At 63.5% G+C, this 19579-nt stretch carries 15 protein-coding genes; 4 read left to right on the top strand and 11 right to left on the bottom strand.

What is annotated here, in order from left to right; translation table 11 throughout:
- Nucleotides 1-93: 93 nt before the first annotated feature.
- Nucleotides 94-3609: an InlB B-repeat-containing protein gene (locus Thiosp_RS05950; protein WP_323696857.1), complete on the bottom strand. Its 3516-nt coding sequence runs from the start codon at nucleotides 3607-3609 to the stop codon at nucleotides 94-96.
- A gap of 273 nt (nucleotides 3610-3882) precedes the next feature.
- Here Thiosp_RS05950 and Thiosp_RS05945 point away from each other — a divergent pair, with 273 nt between their 5' ends.
- Nucleotides 3883-4122 (top strand): hypothetical protein, encoded by a 240-nt coding sequence (locus Thiosp_RS05945; protein ID WP_201068438.1) that lies wholly within the window; start codon nucleotides 3883-3885, stop codon nucleotides 4120-4122.
- A gap of 105 nt (nucleotides 4123-4227) precedes the next feature.
- Here Thiosp_RS05945 and Thiosp_RS05940 read toward each other — a convergent pair whose 3' ends face one another.
- The 6 genes from Thiosp_RS05940 to Thiosp_RS05915 all read right to left on the bottom strand — a co-directional run bounded on the left by Thiosp_RS05940 (nucleotide 4228) and on the right by Thiosp_RS05915 (nucleotide 11201).
- Complete coding sequence (locus Thiosp_RS05940; protein WP_201068439.1) at nucleotides 4228-5250, bottom strand: helix-turn-helix domain-containing protein; 1023 nt, start codon at nucleotides 5248-5250, stop codon at nucleotides 4228-4230.
- 203 nt (nucleotides 5251-5453) lie between these two features.
- Nucleotides 5454-6185 carry a CDP-alcohol phosphatidyltransferase family protein gene (locus Thiosp_RS05935; protein WP_201068440.1) on the bottom strand — a complete coding sequence of 244 codons (732 nt, stop codon included), beginning with the start codon at nucleotides 6183-6185 and terminating at the stop codon, nucleotides 5454-5456.
- A gap of 111 nt (nucleotides 6186-6296) precedes the next feature.
- Nucleotides 6297-7388 carry a 3-isopropylmalate dehydrogenase gene (gene leuB / locus Thiosp_RS05930; protein ID WP_201068441.1) on the bottom strand — a complete coding sequence of 364 codons (1092 nt, stop codon included), beginning with the start codon at nucleotides 7386-7388 and terminating at the stop codon, nucleotides 6297-6299.
- A 31-nt stretch (nucleotides 7389-7419) separates the two neighbouring features.
- Nucleotides 7420-8058 (bottom strand): 3-isopropylmalate dehydratase small subunit, encoded by a 639-nt coding sequence (gene leuD / locus Thiosp_RS05925; RefSeq protein WP_201068508.1) that lies wholly within the window; start codon nucleotides 8056-8058, stop codon nucleotides 7420-7422.
- A gap of 9 nt (nucleotides 8059-8067) precedes the next feature.
- A complete protein-coding gene (gene leuC, locus Thiosp_RS05920) occupies nucleotides 8068-9498 on the bottom strand; it encodes a 3-isopropylmalate dehydratase large subunit (protein ID WP_201068442.1) in 1431 nt (476 codons plus the stop codon).
- Between the two features lie 182 nt (nucleotides 9499-9680).
- Entirely contained in the window at nucleotides 9681-11201 is a 1521-nt protein-coding gene (locus tag Thiosp_RS05915; RefSeq protein WP_201068443.1) for a glycogen synthase, read from the bottom strand.
- A 704-nt stretch (nucleotides 11202-11905) separates the two neighbouring features.
- On the opposite strand from Thiosp_RS05915, the gene Thiosp_RS05910 reads away from it, so the two are divergent.
- The gene (locus Thiosp_RS05910) at nucleotides 11906-12175 is read left to right on the top strand and encodes a hypothetical protein (protein WP_323696856.1); all 270 of its coding nucleotides are present in this window, start codon (nucleotides 11906-11908) and stop codon (nucleotides 12173-12175) included.
- A gap of 332 nt (nucleotides 12176-12507) precedes the next feature.
- Here Thiosp_RS05910 and Thiosp_RS05905 read toward each other — a convergent pair whose 3' ends face one another.
- From Thiosp_RS05905 to Thiosp_RS05895, 3 genes are all read right to left on the bottom strand, one after another.
- Entirely contained in the window at nucleotides 12508-13647 is a 1140-nt protein-coding gene (locus tag Thiosp_RS05905) for an MFS transporter (RefSeq protein WP_201068445.1), read from the bottom strand.
- A 121-nt stretch (nucleotides 13648-13768) separates the two neighbouring features.
- On the bottom strand, nucleotides 13769-14881 hold the full coding sequence (aroC, locus tag Thiosp_RS05900; protein WP_201068446.1) for a chorismate synthase: 1113 nt from the start codon (nucleotides 14879-14881) through the stop codon (nucleotides 13769-13771).
- A gap of 13 nt (nucleotides 14882-14894) precedes the next feature.
- Nucleotides 14895-16301, bottom strand: a complete 1407-nt coding sequence (locus Thiosp_RS05895; protein ID WP_201068447.1) for a TolC family outer membrane protein — start codon at nucleotides 16299-16301, stop codon at nucleotides 14895-14897.
- Nucleotides 16302-16536: 235 nt separating this feature from the next.
- On the opposite strand from Thiosp_RS05895, the gene Thiosp_RS05890 reads away from it, so the two are divergent.
- Nucleotides 16537-16998, top strand: coding sequence for an Mth938-like domain-containing protein (locus Thiosp_RS05890; protein ID WP_201068448.1), 462 nt, complete (start codon nucleotides 16537-16539; stop codon nucleotides 16996-16998).
- A gap of 60 nt (nucleotides 16999-17058) precedes the next feature.
- On the top strand, nucleotides 17059-17769 hold the full coding sequence (locus Thiosp_RS05885; RefSeq protein ID WP_201068449.1) for a hypothetical protein: 711 nt from the start codon (nucleotides 17059-17061) through the stop codon (nucleotides 17767-17769).
- On the opposite strand, the gene Thiosp_RS05880 is transcribed toward Thiosp_RS05885, so the two are convergent.
- The gene (locus Thiosp_RS05880) at nucleotides 17728-19578 is read right to left on the bottom strand and encodes an RNB domain-containing ribonuclease (RefSeq protein ID WP_201068450.1); all 1851 of its coding nucleotides are present in this window, start codon (nucleotides 19576-19578) and stop codon (nucleotides 17728-17730) included. The two genes, Thiosp_RS05885 and Thiosp_RS05880, sit on opposite strands and share 42 nt — an antisense overlap.
- Between the last annotated feature and the right edge of the window lies 1 nt (nucleotide 19579).

Raw genomic sequence — 19579 nt, 5'->3', positions numbered from 1 at the left:
AAACCCACATGCCCCTGATGCAGGCAACGCGGACAGGCAAGGCGTCCGGGGCAGCCCAAAAGCTCTTGAGGGGCTTGGGGGTAGTAATCACCACTAAAGCGCATCCTGTTCAATGATGCCCGCGCGCTCACTCGCCAGCGCCGCCCGCCCCAGGCGCATCTGGTTGCCGTCATACCACAGCGGCGCACTCACATCGGTGAAGAGCAGCTCGGTGCCATCGGCATCCCCTTGGGCGCGGATGGTCGCGACCCAGCGGTCATTGCGGGTGATCTCCGCCCCATTGCCTTGCTGGCGGAAGCGGTAATCACCCAGCGCGCCGTCGAGATGCACGCGGTCGATGTTTTGGTCAACCTCCACGCCGGGGGTGCCAACCAAGCGCAGGGTATCGCGCGCGGGGGTGCCATAGGCGTCAGCAAGCTCGGCCAGATGCACCACGGCATTGGGCTCGAGCAGGAACCGGTTGGGACTGAGGTTGTCACTGAAGGGACCCGTCCCGGCTGCCGCCGCCGGGTCGAAGCTGTCGCCGAGTTCGCTGGCGTCGAACTGTTGGGCTCGGCTGCTCAGCGGTTGATGACCCAGTAACACCTGCTGGCCGCTGAAGTGCAGCCAGGTGCCGCCTTCATCGGTGGCCACCGCGGTGCCGTGCGCGCCGCCTTGGACGACGATGCGGGCGCTGCGGTTGGGGCCTTCGATCCAGACGGTGTTGCCGGCTTGGCTGAAGCGGTAGTCGCTGAGCGCACCTGGCAGTTCGATGCCGTCGATGTTTTGGTCGATCCAGCTACCGCGTCCGCCTTCCAGACGCACCCATTCTTGGCCCTGTTGGCCATAGACGTACAGGCGTTCGTAGAGGCTGATGCCGTTGTTCACCGGGAGCAGGAGGCTGGCCATCTCGCCACGGTAGCCGGGGCCGCCGGGATCGACGAGGGTGCCGTTGGTGAGGCCGTCGGCGTCATAGGGGCCACCGTCCTGGAGTTGGTAGTCGAGGCGGATTTTGATGCCTTCAGGGGTGATGGCGGTGGCGATGTTGTCCCAGGCGCCAGTTTGCCGATTGCGGTAGTAGTAGCCGTTGACGGCGGCGTCGTTCTCGACGTAGACGGAGAAGTCGAGGGTGGCGCCGGGCTCGAGCCCTTGGACTTGGAAGGCGATTTCGCCACAGCCGAGGGTGAGGTCTTCGGGCAGATCATCGGGTGGCTCGCGGCGGGTGACATCGCTCAGCTCGGTGCCAACGGGGGCGGCGAGGGTGACGAAGCGCGGGCGCTCGCGTTCGGGACAGTCGGCCCCGGTGAAGGCGCTGACATGGGCTTGTTCGACATCGGGGATGCCGTCGCCATTGCCGTCGCCCTGGGTGGCGCCATCAAGGCTGAGCACTTGGCCTTCGACGGCGTCGGGAATGCCGTCGGTGTCTTCATCGGGCAGCTGGGTCCAGATCTCATCACTGGGGATGTCGGGATCGGGATCATAGGGCGGCAAGCCTGCGGCGTTGGCACCGCACCAGGTGCTTGCCCCGCCGTGCTGACCGCTGCAATTCCAGAACCAGGGGCCGGTGCCGGCGATGGCTCCGGCGGTGCCGCTGGCGCACAGGCCGCTGCTGGGGCGGGTGGCGAAGGTGGCGCCGCTGGCGGAACCGCAGCGGCCGTCGACTTCAGCGGTGGTGGCGGTACAGTTGGCATCGGTTCCGCCGTACTGACCCTGACAGGTCCAGGACCAAGGGCCGGTGCCGCTGACCGCGCTCGGTGTGCCGGCGCTGCACAGGTTGCTACTGGGCGCGACCGCGAAAGCTTCGCCCTCGGCGCTGCCGCAGCGGCCGTTGATGGGGCTGGGGGTGCCCCCGCCACCACCTCCGCCTCCGCCGCCGGTGGATTCAAAGGTGGCGGAGACGGTCTTGGCCTCGGTGACGTTGCTCAGGGTGCAGGGGTTGGTGCTGCCGGAGCAAGCTCCGCCCCAGCTACTGAAGCTGTAGCCGCTATTGGGGGTGGCGGTGCATTCGCTGTCTTCGCCTTCAGGGACCGGATTGGGAGTGCAGCTGATGCTGCCGCCGGCGCCCGGATTGGTGCTGATGGCGTGGGTGTTGGTGGCACAAGTGACGCTGACGTTGCTGACATCGGCCATGACATTGCTGCCGGAGTCGTTGCTAACGGTGCAGGTCTGCCCTGTGGGCTGGGTCAGCACGGTGACGGCGTAGCTTTCGCCTGAGGCGATATTGGTGTCGAAGGTGAAGGCACCGTTGGCGGAGACGGTCTTGTCATCGCCGGCGTTGTTCTGCAGCGCCACCGATTGGTCCGAGGCCAGCCCGGAGACGGTGCCGCCGATGCTGTAGGTAGGAATACCGCGCGCGCTTCGGATGATCAAGTTGCTGCCGTTAGAGGCCGCCCACACGGCGGTGGCGTTGCCACTGCTGTCGACGGCAATCTGGTGGCGTACGCTGGTCGCCGCGGCGCCGAGGTCGCTGACGGCGCTCCAAGCCTCGCTGACGGCGTCGTAACGCGAGCTCTGGATGATGGCGGGACTGGAGAGCCGCCGCCACACGGCGATGGCGTTGCCACTGCTGTCCATGGCAATTTGCGGAACGTCGGCGGACTGCCCGGTGGCGCTGAGGTCGCTGACCTCGATGGCCTCGCCGTCTTTGACCCAGCCGGTGCCCTCTTCGTAACGCGCACTCTGGATGATCTGGTTGCTGCCATTAGACCCCCGCCACACGGCGATGGCGTTGCCACTGTTGTCGATGGCAACTTGGGGCTCTTCGCCGCCCAGCTCGGTGAGGTTGCTGACCTCGCCCCAGGTGCCACTGTCGGCGTCGTAACGCAAGCTCTGGATGATCCGGTTGCTGCCATCATACCCCCGCCACACGGCGATGGCCTTGCCACTGCTGTTGACCGCGACCTGGGGAACGTCGGCCCAACCGGTGGCGCCGAGGTCGCTGAGGTCGCTGACCTCGCCCCAGGTGCCTCTGTCGGCGTCGTAACGCGAGCTCTGGATGATGAACTTACGCTTCCATACGGCGATAGCGTTGCCACTGCTATCGACCGCGACCTGGGGATCGTAGGCATTCAGCCCGGTGGCGCTGAGGTCGCTGATGGCGCCCCAAGTCTCACTATCGGCGACGTAACGCGCGCTCTGTATAATCCAATTACCGTTAAAGACCTCCCACACAGCGATGGCATTGCCACTGTTATCGACCGCAACCTGGGGATTGTCGGCGTTCTGCCCGGTGGCGCTGAGGTCGCTGACCTCGATGGCGCCGTCGGCTTTGACCCAGCCAGTGCCGACTTGGTAACGCGCGCTCTGGATGATGGAATTACGCTCCCACACGGCGATGGCATTGCCACTGCTATCGATTGCGACCTGGGGAACATAGGCGTTCAACGAGGGATCGCTGAGGTTACTGACCTCAATGGCGCCGTCGGCTTTGACCCAGCCAGTGCCGACTTGGTAACGCGCGCTCTGGATGATGCCAGAACGTTCCCAAACGGCGATGGCGTTGCCACTGCTGTCGACCGCGACCTGGGGATCGACGGCGTTCTGCCCGGTGGCGCTGAGGTCAGTTGGTGGCGTGCCCCAGTTGAACTGAGAAGCTGCCGCGTTCTCCCAGAACAGGAAAAACAGACTCAACAGCGCCAGAAGACTGAATAGCGTCGGAGCCCGCGCGCCCGTCAGCCGTTGGTTTATCCCCGTAACCTTTGGCTGAGACGACCTTACCTGGCCTTGATGCAAACCCAGTGAACAGCGCACTGGAGATTCTAGATATTGCTTGTTAGGAAAAGGTGCCGCATGCGGTCGATTTCTGCCGGAGTCTGCGCAAGAGCCGCCCCTTCGCCTGAAGCGGCTGAAAGCAGTCGTCACACCTGCACAAGGCGCCGACGCAGTCAGTTGCGCCTGCGCTGAATGCCGCAGTTGCGCTTTTGCCAGGTTGCGCACGCGAAAATCATCATGGTCGCGCTCTTCGGTGACCTCGGGCTTGCCCGCAGCGCTGAGGCATTGGCGCGGGTGACGGTAGACGGCAAGGTCTTTTGGGCGGCGCGAACGATGGGGCTGGGACTGTTCGCGGTTGATCAGATCAAATCGGCTCATGACCATTTCCGTTCCTCTTTGCTGCAGCGCTTGGGAGCTTTACGAGGAGCCTAAATGGCTGTTTTGGTGCTGGCTAGGTCATTTCCCGCAAGACTTGCAGTGGCGGTTTAACAAGCGGCGTCTCGGCGGCTATTGTGCCGCAACGAGGCGGGCCGGCGTTCAGCGCGCGAGGGTGGCGGACGGGGCCTCTTTGAACAGCTCGCGATAGGCCCGTGCGAAGCGGCCAAGGTGCAGGAAACCCCAGCGGGTGGCGACCTGGGTGACGGAGGTGACTTCGGCGCTGGATGTGACTAGCTCGGCGCGCACGCCGTTCAGGCGCAGCAGGCGCAGGTAGGTATTTGGGGTCAGCCCGAGTTGGTCGCGAAAGGCGTATTGCAGGGTCCGCTCGGACACGCTCGTGTGCAGGCACAAATCAACCATATTGGGGTTGCAGCCCTGCGCGAGTTGCTCTTCCATGTAAGCCTGCGCGCGGCGGACAATCTGCAGGCTGCGGCGACGGGCATGCAAGCTCGGGTGAGTGCCGGGGATGACCTCGTCCGAGGCGCTGACGGTGATCAGCACCAGTTCCAACAGGTTGCGGCGCAGCGCTTGCGGGCTGGCGCCCCGATGTCCGGTGCGTGGATCGCGGACGATGTTCTCGAGTGCGCGCAGGCTAAGCTCTAACGGCCGCTTGCCGGCGTTTCCCAGGGCCTGGAGACCGCCGCTGGTCAGGCGCTCGGCGAGTGGCTCATTCAGCGCGGCAAGACCCTTCAGCAATGCCCGTTGGTTGAGACGCACATAACAGGTGGAAAGGCCGCCTGGGACGATGGCGTCGAACGCGGTTTCTCCGGACATGAAAAACAACTGATCGACCGCATCCTCGGCAAATTGGGAGAAACGGGCATTGCCCTCGGCGCGTTGAATCAAGGAGACGGTGCAAGTGCCCGGCGGCATGACGCCGGCTTTGTGAATATCCTGGCTTTGCTGCTCGCGCACGATCTCAATGCCGTCCAGGTCGACCCGCTCCAACAGACCGGAAAAGCGCCCCGCGCTGAGCTGACGACAATTGAATTCCGCCACCCAGGCCTGTTCATCGGCGGACTGGGAGGCGTCGATGAGGGCATGGCGCTGGGGTTGCCAGATCTGGGGCGGTGGGCGACCGCGCGGTTGGGCGCTGGTGGCTGGAGCGGTGTTGGATGACATCAGGTAATTTGCCAGCGGCAAGCCAACTGACATAGCGCATTGACAGGAAATGCTTTAAGCCTATGTCAAGATTCCACAACTGGCTATCCTGGTTTGTGGTGATTTTTGTCGAGTTGGTCACTGTTATGGAACTCGACAGGAGCAAAGCGGCGGCCATTGATTTGCGCGGCGCGCAATCTATGGCTGGCGGCCCGTGCTAAAGGTTAGCGGACTTGATCGCGAGCGGCTTTCCCCGGCTTGGTCAGCAGCGCTGAGACATTGGTGCGCGCGCATTCCCACAGCCGATAGCTCCAGTCGAGTGTCTTGAGCAGGGTGACCAGCACCACCGCGAGCGCGGGTGCTTGCAACAGCAGGCACAGGCTGACCAGGGCATAGAGGGTGAAGATATCAAAGCCGGGCATCAGGCCGCGATCCATGAACCACTGCTTCCAGCGCGCGCGGATGAGTGTTCTGCGGCGCGCGCAGGGGGTGATTACCCAGGCGACCAGGGCGATATCCAGGTAGAGGGTGGCCAGCATGGCAATGGCAAGCCAGCCTGGAACATGAGAGACCAACGCCAGGGAAACGAACAGCGCCAAGCGCACTAACTGATCGCTGAGTTGATCGAGCCGCTTGCCAACAGTGCTGCAGCGCCCCTGGGAGCGCGCCAGGTTGCCGTCGACTCCGTCAAGCAGGTGATGCAGCTGGATGAGCAGCGCGGCCGCGATGAACCAGTGCGCAGCCAGTGCCCCGGCCGCGGCCACGCCGGCGACGGCCGCGAGCGCGGTGGCGAAGTTGGGTGAGCAGCCCAGGCGGTCCGCCACCCAGGTCAGCAGGGTGTCGAGGCGATGGGCGTAGTAGCGGTTGATGGGATATTCGTAAGCGCGGCGCGGGACGGGATGGTAGCGCGCATCAATGCGCGCATAGCCATCTCGAAGTCGTTGCAGCAGCGTCATCCGCGACAGCATCCTGGCTGTTTAGCTGGCGCTTGGCCGCCGACGGCTCGGACAGCATGCATGCGAGCCAAACCGCAACAGCATGGCATCCGGGCCAAAACCAGGATTGATTTAGCCACCAGCCGCTTCGCGCAGCGCGGCCACGACGGCATCGCCCATTGCGGCGGTGCCCACTGTCGCCGTCCCAGGCGAGGCCAGATCCGCACTGCGCAGGCCTTGATCAAGGACCTTCTCAACGGCCTTTTCAATACGCTCGGCCTGCTCGGGTGCGGCGAGCGAATAGCGCAGCATCATGGCCACCGACAGGATGGTGGCGAGCGGATTGGCGATGCCTTTGCCCGCAATATCAGGGGCCGAGCCGTGAATGGGCTCGTACATGCCTTGGCCGCTTTCGTTCAGCGCCGCCGAGGGCAGCATGCCGATAGAGCCGGTCAGCATGGCGGCGCAGTCGGACAGGATGTCGCCGAACATATTGGTGGTGACCATCACGTCGAACTGCTTGGGCGCGCGCACCAGTTGCATGGCGGCGTTGTCGACGTACATGTGGCTCAGCTCAACCTCGGGGTAATCCTGGCCGACCTGGGTGGCGATCTCGCGCCACAGCTCGGTGGCTTCCAGCACATTGGCCTTGTCGACCGAGCAGACGCGCTTGTTGCGCTTCATCGCGATATCGAAGGCCACGCGGCAGATGCGCTCGATCTCAGACTCACTATAGACCAGGGTGTTGAAGCCACGGCGCTCGCCAGAGTCCAGGGTCTCGACCCCGCGCGGCTGGCCGAAATAGATGCCACCGGTCAGCTCGCGGATGATCATCAGATCCAGCCCGGCGACAACATCGGGCTTGAGCGTGGAGGCGGCGGCGAGTTGCGGATACAAAATGGCCGGGCGCAGATTGGCGAACAGGCCCAGACCCGCGCGCAGTCCCAGCAGGCCCTTTTCCGGGCGCACGGCAATCGGCAGCGGCTCCCATTTGGCACCACCGACGGCACCAAGCAGGACGGCGTCTGAGGCCTTGGCCTGGTTCAGCGTCTCCTCGGGCAGTGGCGAGCCGGTGGCATCATAGGCACAGCCGCCAACCAGGGCCTGCTGCATGTCGATGGCGAGACCGAAGTCATCGCGCAGGCATTCGAGCACTTTCACCGCTTCGGCGATGATTTCCGGGCCAATGCCATCACCCGGCAAAATCAAAATGGTCTTGGACAAAGGATGGTTTCTCCGTTCGGGTCAAGCACAGTCAGGCGAACAGCCAGGGCGCCTCGGCGGCGCGGCGTTGCTCGTAGGCGGCGATGGCATCGGCATGTTCCAGCGTCAGGCCGATATCATCCAAGCCGTGGATCAGGCAGTGGTGATGGTGGGGGTCGATGTCGATTTCGATGTGCGCGCGACCATCTGGGCTGAGCTTGAGGTTGTGCAGATCGACATCGATGGTCAAAGGCTCATCACCACTGGCCAGGGTGAAGAGTTCATCAATCAGCACCTCGTCGAGCACCACCGGCAGGATGCCATTTTTGGTCGCATTTTGATGAAAGATGTCGGCAAAGCTCGGCGCGATCAGCACCCGAAAGCCATAATCAGCCAGCGCCCAAGGGGCGTGCTCACGCGAGGAGCCGCAGCCGAAGTTACGGCGTGCGAGCAGGATCTTCGCACCCTGATAGCGCGGATCATTCAACACGAAGTCCGGATTGATAGGCCGGTTGCTGCAGTCCATTCCTGGCTCACCATGGTCGAGATAGCGCCACTCATCGAACAGATAGGGGCCGAAGCCGGTGCGCTGAATAGACTTCAGGAACTGTTTGGGGATGATGGCATCGGTATCGACATTGGCGCGGTCGAGCGGCACCACGACGCTGCTGAAATTCTCAAAAGGCTGCATGGGCATGGCTTAGACCTCCCGCACGTCGACAAAATGACCATGAACGGCCGCCGCTGCCGCCATAGCCGGGCTGACCAGATGAGTACGGCCGCCCGGCCCTTGCCGGCCCTCGAAGTTGCGGTTGCTGGTGGATGCGCAACGCTCGCCTGGCTCCAGGCGGTCGGCATTCATCGCCAGACACATGGAGCAGCCCGGCTCGCGCCACTCGAAGCCGGCATCGATGAAAATTCGATCCAGCCCCTCGGCCTCCGCCTGCTCCTTAACCAACCCGGAACCTGGCACCACCAGCGCTTGCTTGACGGAAGCAGCCACCCGTTTGCCCTTCGCCACCTCGGCCGCCGCGCGCAGATCCTCGATGCGGCCATTGGTGCATGAGCCGATGAAGACCTTATCCAAAGCAATGTCGCTGATCGCCGCACCGGGCTCCAGGCCCATGTAGGCGAGCGCATGGCGATAGCTGCCAGCCTTGACCGGATCGGCGATCTCGGCCGGATCAGGCACTGTCGCGTCCACCGGCACCACCATTTCGGGCGAGGTGCCCCAGGTGACCTGCGGGCGGATGCTGGCAGCGTCCAGATGCACCACCCGGTCATACTCGGCACCGGGATCGGAATTCAGGCTTAGCCAGTAGGCCGCCGCCTGCTCGAAGGCCGCGCCCTGGGGCGCCATGGGCCGTCCGCGCAGGTAATCGACGGTTTTCTGATCAATGCCAATGAGTCCGGCACGCGCGCCGGCCTCGATCGCCATGTTGCAGACCGTCATCCGCCCTTCCATGCTGAGCGCTTCGATGGCATCGCCGGCGTATTCGATCACATGACCGGTGCCGCCGGCGGTACCAATCTCGCCGATGACGGCCAGCACGATGTCCTTGGCCGTCACACCGGCCCCAAGCGCCCCATCGACGCGAACCAGCATGGACTTGGATTTTTTCTGCGTCAGGCACTGGGTGGCCAGCACATGCTCGACTTCCGAAGTGCCGACGCCAAAGGACAGCGCACCGAAAGCGCCATGAGTAGAGGTGTGGCTATCGCCGCAAACAATGGTCATGCCGGGCTGGGTGAAGCCCTGCTCGGGGCCGATCACATGCACGACGCCCTGGCGCTTGTCCGCCATGTCGAACAGCGGGATGCCGAACTCGTGGCAGTTGTTGATCAGCGTCTCGACCTGAATGCGCGAGACCGGATCGGCAATGCCGAGGTGCCGATCAAGCGTTGGCACATTGTGATCCGGCACCGCCAGATTGGCCTCGGGCCGACGCGGTTTCCGGCCAGCCAGGCGCAGCCCTTCAAAGGCCTGCGGCGAGGTGACTTCATGCACCAACTGCCGGTCGATGTATAAAAGCGCGGTGGCATTTGATGACTCGGAAGCCGATGCCACCGAGTCATCGACTCGCACCAGATGCGCGTCCCAAATTTTGTCGTAGAGCGTCCTCGGACTCATGTGCTGCCAACCTCAACTAGGGCCACAATCGGGGCCTCAACTCTGGATAATCCATCAGCATAATCGCGGGAAGCAGGCCATGGCAAACCGGTGCGAATCTCATGCCCGCTCGCGGTCAAGCATGCTTAATCGCTCGCCACAGAACCTGACCACGTTGGGCATCGCAATGGCAGGAGGGTGATTTAGATCAGATCCTGGCCAAAATCCTCAACCAGGCGCGCATAAATCCGCAGATATTCCTCGGCGGGCGCATCCCAGGGATGCTGCGCGCGCATTCCGTTCAGACGCAGCTCTCGAAAGCGTTGCGGATAATCGAACCACAGCCCAATGGCCCGTTCCAGCGCAAATTCGAGATCATCCGGCCCGGTTCCGTCAAAGACAAAGCCATTGCGTTCGTGTTCCGGCCGGGTGCAAAAGGTTGCGTCAAAAACAGTATCGGCAAGCCCGCCCACACGTCGGACAATGGGCACGCAGCCATAGCGCATGGCGATCATCTGCGTCAGGCCGCAGGGCTCATACAGGCTGGGCACCAGGATCAGATCGGCACCGGCATAGATTTGATGCGCCAGGGTTTCATCGTAGCCAAGCTCCAGATGACAGTCTGGATGATCTGCATGCTCCGCTCGCAAACGCTCAAACTTTGCCTGGATTTCCGCATCCAGGGCGCTGCCCAGCAAGACGAACTGGCCTTGTCTTGCCAGAGTGTAAGCCATTGCGTGCGCAATGAGACCGACGCCCTTCTGCCGATCCAGTCGACTGACGACGGCGATGAGCGGCTTGTTTGCCTGGCCCAGTTCGAGTCCCAGTCCCAGTCGCTCACGCAGGGCCTGGGTGTTGGCAGACTTGCGCTCCGGATGCTCGAGGTCGAACGGGTGGGCAATCAGGGGATCAATACGCGGATTCCAGGTCGCTTGATCGATTCCATTCAGCACGCCCGCGAACCGCCCCTGTTGCTGCTTCCAGGCCAAAACCGCTTGTAGGCCCTCGCCCTGCTCGGTGCGCAGAACCTCCCATGCATAGCGCGGGGAGACCGTGGTGACGAAATTGGCAAAGACGATGCCGCCCTTCATCAGATTGGCACTGGGCGCCCCGGCACCGCCTTGAAGGTGGTCGCCCTGAAGGCGATCGGGCGTCATCAAGCGCTCGGCATTCAGCCCCAGGGTGCTCAGCAACTCCGGCCCGACCCAGCCCTGGTGGCCGAGGTTGTGCAGCGAGTAACACACGCGGGTGCGCTCCACCCCGCGCTGCGCATAGTCCTCATAGAGCAGCACCGGAACCAGTCCGGTCTGCCAGTCGTTGCAATGCAGAATGTCCGGCCAGGCGCCAGACTGCTGGAAAAACTCCAATGCCGCGCGGCAATAACAGGCAAAGCGCAGCGCATCATCGGCTTCGCCATAGATGCGCCCGCGCGCAAAAAAGTTTTCCGATGTTGCGGGCGCCAGAAAGCGGCAGCGCAGCCCGTCGACCTGTCCGGCAAACACCCTGCAACGGATTGTCTCGCAGCCGAATTCAAACCTTAGATCGTCCCGGATCAACTGCCTGTCGTGGACAAGCTCAAGCCTCAGGCAGTCGTAATCTGGCAGCACCACCTCGACATCCGCGCCCGCGGCCATCAGTGCGCGCCCCAGCCCATGGACGAAATCGCCCAGTCCACCGGCCTTGGCGACAGGTGCGCATTCAGCGGCGAGAAGCGCAATGCGCATCAGCGGTCTGCGCGATCAGCGCTGGTATGGCTTGAATCCAGTCGCACAAGGAGCACTGCGCTCACTCTTCCTCCCGCTGCGTCACAGGCAGCGCGGGCAGCAACCGCAACAGGGCATGGATTAACGAAGGATCGGCAATGTCGAGATCGAACGCAAAGCGCCCCCCCCGGACCTACCCGATAAGAATGGCCACCAAGCTCGAGCAGGGAGCCAGGCGCGGCGCGCCCACCAATGCGCAGCTGTCCCCAAATGTCCGCGTCTGAAGCGTCCCTGACCGACTCAATCGGCCCGCTGCCGGCTGTTGGATAACGCGCCTTATCGTCGTCACCCGCAACCGGCCGCGCACCAAAGGCCCCACGCGCAGAAGGAATAATTGGCCGCGCAAGAGCGCTATCCAGCGCTTGATCGACGGCCTGATCAGAACCGGGATCAGAACCCGTATAAGAACCGGGATCAGAACCGGAACGAGCACAACGATCGGTGAAAGTGTTGTCATGCCAGGCAGAACTGCCAGCCCCTGCGTTGCAATCCACTGCATTGCGATAAGCAGCGGATGCCTCAATGATGGCGCGCACGGCCGATTGCGCATCGCCACCGCGGCGGTTTACCGGCGCAGGAGCAACACCACCTTGAGACCTGAACAAATCGCCGGCGGCGGAAAGCACCGTCCCAACGGCGGGGTTACAATGCGCCCGCGCTGATTGTTGTTCCGGCGCGGAGAGATCGGCCAACGCTGGCTCTTTGCCGAAGTCGCACCGAATAGGGGGCAGCAGCGCGAGACGATTGGAGCGCGCCAGCATCAGCCAGCCGCCATCGGCGCTGGCCAGCCCAAGCTCGGCCTGATACCAGGCATCGGACTGCAAAGAGATAAAGCCGATGCGGCCCTGATGCACGCCTGCCACGGGAAGCATGTCGCCGTCATCCCCGCCATCGGCATGCTGATCAGCAAAACGTCGCAGCCTGACGCTTGGTGATAAGGCGCCGGCCTTGGTGCCAAAAGCGGCCTTCAGGCCATCCAGCTGCGCTTGCGTCAGGCGCCAACGTGCCTCGAGCGCGTCGGACCGGGCCGGATACAAGACAAAGAAATCACGCTCGCCGGCAACCGGAAAAGGCTCTGACGGGGCGCGCGCAATCGATGTCTGAGCATCGTCGGAACGGGGGAAGAGTCGAAAAATCCGCCTGGCCTCCAGAGATCAAGCCCAAGCCGGGCGCGGCAAGAGCAGAGCCTAATAGGTCCGCGGCGGCCAGCGGAACCTTCGGTGTGAGATCTTAACACAAAACCCTTAACACAAAACAGGGACGACGCCTAATAGCGCCCTTCCCTGTCGACAAAGAACCAAGTGCATAGCCAGCCGCCCAAAGCTGCCAGTGCCGCCAGCGCAAAGGTGGGCCCAGCGCCCAGCGGCTCCCATATCTGACCGGCCAGCAGGCTCCCGGCACCGCCCCCGGCGCCGAAGCTCAAGCTATTGTAAAGTGCCTGCCCCCGGCCCTGAATCGAGCCCGGGAAATAATGGTGCACCAGGTGAATGGCCGCCGCATGAAAAGCGCCAAAGGTTGCGGCGTGCAGCGCTTGAGCAAAGACCTGCACCCACAGGATTGGCGCCAGAAAGCCTATCAGACTCCAACGCAACACCGCCAGCAACAGGGCCGTCAGCAGAATGTTGCGCGCGCCGAAGCGCTCGAGCAACCAGTGCATGCGCAGGAATACCAACACCTCGGCCACCACGCCAAACGCCCAAAGACCGCCGACCAACACACTAGGATAGCCAATTGCCTCGAGATGAATGGAATAAAAAGCGTAGTAAATCCCATGACTGAACTGCATCAAAAAGCAAGCCAGCAGAAAAAAGGCGATCTCGGGACGGGCAAGCAGGCAGCGAACGGGCGGCACCGGATGCGGATGGTGCCGATGCGCGCAATCGGGAACCAACAAGGCACTGATCCAGACGGCGATGAAAAGCACCAGCACGGCCCCTGGAATCGCACCTGTACCGTCGCGTCCAATCCACCAGCCGAGCAGCCCGACTGTGAGAACAAAGCCGACCGAACCCCACAGACGCACCCGTGAGTAACGATTGACGGCTGCCCCCAGGTGATTGAAGGTGACCGATTCCATCTGCGGCAAGGCCGCGTTCCAAAAGAAGCTGAACAGCAGCATCACCGCCGCCACCGCGCCCAGCGACTGCGCCCAAAAAATGCCGACGAACGCGATGCAAGTGGCAAAGGCGGACAGACGCACCAGCAGCATGCGCTTTCCCAGATGGTCCGCCAGCCAACCCCAGAGCATGGGTGCCGCCAACTTGGTGCCCATCAGGATGGCCATGAGCGCGCCAATGGCCGCCGAGGAAAACCCGAGTGACTTCAGATAAAGGCCCCAATAGGGCACCAGCGCACCCAGGGCGCCAAAATAGAAGAGGTAGTAGCCGGACAGGCGCCAGTAGGGCATAAGGGAGATGCGGGCAGCGGATAACCGGCAAGACGCGCTCGCGCCGGCAGGGGTCGCTAGCGGATGTTCAAGGCTGCTTGGAGTGGAATGGGAATAAGGGGATGCAACAAACCGGCATCCGTCACTCGCCCGAGGGCGGCGCCTGCGCCGGCAATGGGTCGAGCGGGGTTTGAATCCCGGCGTTCTGCCCGCGCTGGCGCAACAGATGATCGGCCAGCACCAGCGCCAGCATGGCCTCGGCGATGGGCGTGGCGCGAATGCCAACGCAAGGGTCATGGCGGCCTTTGGTGACGATCTCCACCGCTTCCCCGCTCAGGTTGACCGTGCGCCCTGGCAAGCGAATGCTTGAGGTTGGTTTGAGCGCAAGGCGCGCGATGATGTCCTGCCCGGTTGAGATGCCCCCCAACACGCCGCCGGCATTGTTGCTCAAAAAGCCTGCCGGGGTCATTTCATCGCGGTGCTCGCTACCTTTCTGGGCCACGCTTGCAAAGCCGGCGCCGACCTCGACGCCCTTGACCGCATTGATGCTCATCAACGCATGGGCGATATCGGCATCGAGGCGATCGAATACCGGCTCGCCGAGCCCCGGAGGCAGCCCCTCGGCCACCACGGTCACCTCGGCGCCGATGGAGTCACCATCCTTGCGCAGGGCATCCATGTAGGACTCAAGCTCCGGGACCAGGCCGACATCGCCGCAGAAGAAGGGGTTGGCGTTGACTTGCTCCCAATCGAGCACTTGCGGGCGCAGCGGCCCGAGCTGCGACAGATACCCCCGCACCCGCGCGCCACACAGGACCTTGAGGACCTGTTTTGCCACCGCCCCCGCGGCGACGCGGGCAGCAGTTTCGCGCGCCGAGGAGCGCCCGCCGCCGCGATAATCGCGGTGGCCGTATTTCATCGTGTAGCTGTAGTCGGCGTGGCCGGGGCGAAAGCGACTGGCGATTTCGGAGTAGTCTTTGGAGCGCTGATCGACATTTTCGATCAGCAACGCGATTGGCGTACCCGTGGTCTGCCCCTCAAAGACGCCCGAGAGAATGCGCACCTGGTCAGGCTCGCGCCTTTGGGTGGTGTGGCGCGACTGACCAGGCGCGCGCCGGTCGAGATCGATTTGCAGATCGGCCTCGGCAAGCGGAATGCCCGGCGGGCAGCCGTCGAGGATTCCACCGATCGCCGGGCCATGACTCTCACCAAAGCTGGTGAAGACCAAGCTGCGCCCGAGGCTATTACCAGACATGTCGCGCGCGACCTCAGTACGACGGTGGCTCGACCAGATCTTTTTTATTCAGCCAGGCGTTGCCCATCGCGAGCACATCACGGTTGAGCGTGCTGGTCGCCTGATGCAGCAGGGCGCCATTGATGATGTAGTCGTAACGCGACGAGAGGTAGTCATATTCCGCCTGGAACAAATTCTGCTGCGCATTCAGCACATCGACCTGCGTGCGGGTGCCGACTTCAAGACCTGCCTGGGTGGATTCCAGGGCGCTTCGCGCTGAGACAATGGCGGCCTGCCGCGCTTTGACATCGCTGATGCTTGAGAGAATGCCGCGAAAGGCGTCCTTGACGTCGTTGAGCACCGCGCGGCGCTGCTGATCGAAGCGATCCTGAGCGGCGCGAAAATTGTACCCGGCCTGGCGGGTGCGGGAGGCCACGGCACCGCCCTGATAAACAGGCACCGTCAGATTCAACCCAACGTAGGCGCTGTCGGTATCCTGACCGTACTCCGCCCCGGAGCGCGCCAGATCATAACCCGCCTGCACATCGACACTTGGGTAGTAGCCTGAGCGCTGAACTTCGATCTCCTTGCGCGCCACCTCGACAGCTTGTCGCGCGGCGATGACATTAAAATTACTCGACAACGCTGTCTCGGCCCAGGTGTCCATATCGTTTGGCTCGGGCGGAGCCAAGGGTAGTTTGTCACCCAGTCGCGCCAGAGGCAGCGAGACCGGACCAACAATGCGCCTGAGCGCCTCCCAGCGGTTATCGAGGATGTTCTTCGCGCTGATCAGATTGGCACGCGAGCGGTCGTAAGCAGCCTGGCTTTCGTTCACGTCGGTAATGGCGACCAGGCCCACCTCGAAGCGCTGCTGCGACTGCTCGAGTTGGCGCGCATTGGCGGTTTCCAGCGCCTTCTGCACGCGTACTGCATCATTCGCGCGCAGCACGTCGAAATAGGCCTGGGTGGTGCGCACCATCAGGTCGATTTGCGCCGCCTTGTACTGGGCCTCGGCCTGATTGATGGAGTTGTCAGCCTGACTGAGCTGGACCCAGCTCGCACGGTTATAGAGCGATTGCGACAGCACCGCACCGACGCCCGACGTCTGATAGGTATCGTTGCGATTGGCCGAGCCAAACAAGCTGGTGCGCCCCCCCTGACTCTTGACGTTGTTGTAATTCACATTGCCGTTCAGAGAGAAATTCGGCAACAGCAGCGCTTGCGCCTGCGGCTTGCTCTCGCGCGTGGCGTAGAAGGTCTGCTCCGATTCCCGCAAGGTGGGATCGCTGTTGGCGGCGAGATCGTAGATGTCGAGTAGATCGGCCGCCTGCGCTCCAGGCAGAATGCACAGCGGAGCGAGCAGCGCAACGGCAAACAGGCGCGCGCGCGCAATCCCCGAGCATGAGCCGCCCGAAGAAGACATCGTGAAGGGTTTTGACATGACAGTGTTGATTCCCGAGACCGTCGGCCCCAAGCCGAGTATTCCTGATGCTTGATCGCCCCGCACGAACCTAACGGACCACCGCGAGCAAAGCCGTCGCTCGCGCAGACCCGAGGGCGCATGGGAGGCGAATAACCAACGGAAATGATACCTTGTCCCGACCGGCCTTGCATCGGTAGATTGCGCCGTTAACAACTCCGACAGTTAATGGCCGCCCCAAGCAACCGAGCGTGTCATGAAATTTTCTGAAATCCTTGATCCGGGAACCTTGCGCATCGACGCCTATGACGCCGAGCATTTTTGCATCAGCGGGCAGGTCTTCGCCCATGCGGTCCTGCTGTTACCGGACGCCCCGGTGCGGCCATGGGTCTTGCCGCAGTCGCCATCGAGTTCGCCGCCCTCTCGCTCGATGAAGCAGAACACCCTCGAAAAAGCGGACCTCGAAGACTTTGAACCAGCCGACATCAGAGACTTGGAACGAGCCGATCTCGAAGCTTTGCTCGACGCCCGCCCGCAGGTGATTCTGATCGGCACTGGCGCGACCCCCATCCTGCCGCCGCCATCGCTGCTCGCCGCCGGCGCCGAAGACGGCATCGGGATCGAATGGATGCGCACCGGTGCCGCCTGCCGCACTTACAACCTGCTCGCCAGCGAGGGCCGGCGCGTCGCCGCCGGCCTGCTGCTCGAGCGGCCATGATCTAAGCTGCGGCTGCGCGCCAAGAGCGCTACTCGCCGCCAACGAATGACCTTAAGGGCCATGGACCGAAAAATCATCCTGAGCATCCTGGCCGCTGCGCTGATGGGCTTTATCGGGGTCTGGCTCCTGCTGTCGCTCAAGCCACCCACTGCGCCATCCGGCCCGCCGCGGCTGCCCTGGGATGTCACCCGCTCTGAGGCCGGGCAAGTCGAGGTCTTTGGCCTCACCCTGGGCGAGAGCCGGCTGGCTGAGCTGCAGGGGCTGCTCAGCGAACCCGGCAAGCTCAGCCTGTTCGTCGAGCCGGGCGGCAGCATGAGCGTCGAGGCCTTTTTCGATGACGTCATCCTAAGCCAGATCCGCGCCGATTGGGTGGTGACCTTGCAAGTGCCCGCAGCCGAGCTGGAGGCTATTTACCAGCGCGGAACGCGCATCAGCGGCCTCGGCAATGGCGCGCGCAAGGTCACCCTGGCACCAGCGGACTCCACCCGCCTGGCCCAGGCACCGCTGCGCCGTCTCACCTATCTGCCATGGAAGCGACTCGAAGCGCGTGATCTCGCGGGAAACTTCGGCGAGCCAGCGGAAATTCTCAGCGAAGAAACCGGCATCCTGCACTGGCTCTACCCTGAGGTCGGCATGGACATCGCACGCGACCCAGACGGCGCCGTGGTCATCCAATACCTGAACGCGGACGATTTCCTGGCCGCGCGCGCAAGGCTGCTCGCGGCCAAGTCAACCGCCGGCGAGGCGGAAACGCCCCTCGAGCTCAGGTAGGTCCACCGAGGACAGCACCAGCTCCAGCTCGGCATCGAGCGCCAGCTCCTGCTTGGCGCGCAACCGGGTCTCGAAGGCAAGCTCAGGAATCATCACCATGGTGCGTCGCTCCTCCTGCGCCACCACCTGGGCACGTCCGCGCCACCCTGGGTGGGCGCGCAGATAAACCAGCTTCCAGTGCTGATTAGACAGCCGCTCGGCCTTGCGCACCGCCGCCCCGGCCACCTCGGCCTGACTGGCGCGCGCGGCGACCTCGCTCGCATCCAGCACCGGATCGCCGCGCAGATGCGCGCGCAACTGCTGATGCACCAGCAAATCCGCATAGCGGCGCAGTGGGCTGGTCGCGCGCGCATAGAGCGGCAGGCCCAGGCTGCCATGCGCGCCGGGCTCCACCGCCATGCGCGTGGGCTTAAAACAGCGCCGATAGGCGTACATGCCAGACAGCGTCTCCGGCTGCTCGATGCGCTCCGGCGGCGGCTGCACGGCAAAGGGGATGGCAAGCGCGCGTTCCTGGCAAAAGCGCGCTGCGGCCTCGCCGGCCATCAGCATGGCGTCAGTGACCAGATCGCGCGCGGCCAGGCGTTCGATCGGCTCGATCGCCACTTGGCCGTCGCGCAGCCGCACACTGACCTCCGGCAGATCGATACGGGCGGACTGATTGGCCGCACGCCGGGCGCGGAAGCGCTCGGTAATTTGCATCAAGGAGGCGAAGGGCTCCTCGTCCAGCCGCTGCTCCGCCTCGGCGTAGCTCAGGCGCTCAACCCGCACCCAGCTTGGCTGAATATCGATATCGGCAAGCTCCCCCTGCTCGTCGCAGCGAAAACCGAAGGACAAGGCTGGGGAAACCTCTTGCAGACCCACACCGAGCGCTGCGGTCGCCGCCTCTGGCAGCATGGTCACCGCCCCTTCTGGCAAGTACAGCGTGGCCCCGCGCGCACGCGCCTCGAGGTCGAGTTCCGAGCCCGGGGCCACTAAAGCGGCCACATCGGCCACATGCACCCAGATGCGTTCGCCATCCAGGCTGATGGCATCGTCCGGGTCCTGATTGCCGGCATCGTCAATCGCGAAAGCCGGCAGGCCGGTCAGATCCAAACGGGACTCCTCGACCAACTCGGGCAGCGCCAACTCGGGTGACCTGAGCGCCACCCCGAAGCGTCGCGGATGCGGGTTATGCTCGGGCCGCCAATGGCCGATGCGCAGCAGGAATTCATGCGCCTTCGCTGGCTGCTCGGCCACATTGAAGTGTTTGAGAATGCGCGAGTGCTCGCTCTGCTGATAGGCCAGGCGCTCGACCTCGCGCAGGCGCTCGGCATCCTCTGGGGCCAGCGCGCGCTGCTCGACGCGGGCGACAAAATCCGCCCAGTCCTGCTCGGCGCGCGCCTTTGCCTCGCGCTGCTCGCGCTCCTCGGCAATCGCCTCGGCCGAGCGCGGGTGGATGGCATCGGGCTCGCCCTCGAACAGCACGCCTTCCATGACCAACTGCCAGGTCGCCCAGACAGCCGCAGGGGAGGACTCGCCATGAATCAGCTCGGCCAGATCGACCAGGGTGGTGGTCTCGCCATCGAGCAGCTCCCAGGTCTCCTCGACACTCCCGCCATCACCGGCCAGCTCGCCAAGCCCGTTGGTAAGATCAGCAAGCCGGCGCAGCGGGCCCGGATGCAGCATCACCACGTCTTTGGGGCGCACGCGCTTGGTCTGGCTACCTTCGAGCTCGATCTCGATTTTGTCGTCGAGCGCGCTGACCCGCGCCGGGCGGGACTTGTAGAGCACCAACGCATCGACGCGCGGACTGCCTTGATGAATGGACAAG

Origin of the sequence: Thiorhodovibrio litoralis, assembly GCF_033954455.1 — a bacterium.
Lineage (GTDB): Bacteria > Pseudomonadota > Gammaproteobacteria > Chromatiales > Chromatiaceae > Thiorhodovibrio > Thiorhodovibrio litoralis.
The sequence above is the reverse complement of the archived record's forward strand: the minus strand, read 5'-3'. Positions and strand labels throughout refer to the sequence as shown.

Coding starts and splice junctions, on each gene's coding strand:
- Thiosp_RS05945 (WP_201068438.1), top strand. CDS start 3,883: ATGCCGCAGTTGCGCTTTTGCCAGGTTGCGCACGCGAAAATCATCATG.
- Thiosp_RS05940 (WP_201068439.1), bottom strand. CDS start 5,250: ATGTCATCCAACACCGCTCCAGCCACCAGCGCCCAACCGCGCGGTCGC.
- Thiosp_RS05935 (WP_201068440.1), bottom strand. CDS start 6,185: ATGACGCTGCTGCAACGACTTCGAGATGGCTATGCGCGCATTGATGCG.
- leuD (WP_201068508.1), bottom strand. CDS start 8,058: ATGCAGCCTTTTGAGAATTTCAGCAGCGTCGTGGTGCCGCTCGACCGC.
- leuC (WP_201068442.1), bottom strand. CDS start 9,498: ATGAGTCCGAGGACGCTCTACGACAAAATTTGGGACGCGCATCTGGTG.
- Thiosp_RS05915 (WP_201068443.1), bottom strand. CDS start 11,201: ATGCGCATTGCGCTTCTCGCCGCTGAATGCGCACCTGTCGCCAAGGCC.
- Thiosp_RS05905 (WP_201068445.1), bottom strand. CDS start 13,647: ATGCCCTACTGGCGCCTGTCCGGCTACTACCTCTTCTATTTTGGCGCC.
- aroC (WP_201068446.1), bottom strand. CDS start 14,881: ATGTCTGGTAATAGCCTCGGGCGCAGCTTGGTCTTCACCAGCTTTGGT.
- Thiosp_RS05895 (WP_201068447.1), bottom strand. CDS start 16,301: ATGTCAAAACCCTTCACGATGTCTTCTTCGGGCGGCTCATGCTCGGGG.
- Thiosp_RS05890 (WP_201068448.1), top strand. CDS start 16,537: ATGAAATTTTCTGAAATCCTTGATCCGGGAACCTTGCGCATCGACGCC.
- Thiosp_RS05885 (WP_201068449.1), top strand. CDS start 17,059: ATGGACCGAAAAATCATCCTGAGCATCCTGGCCGCTGCGCTGATGGGC.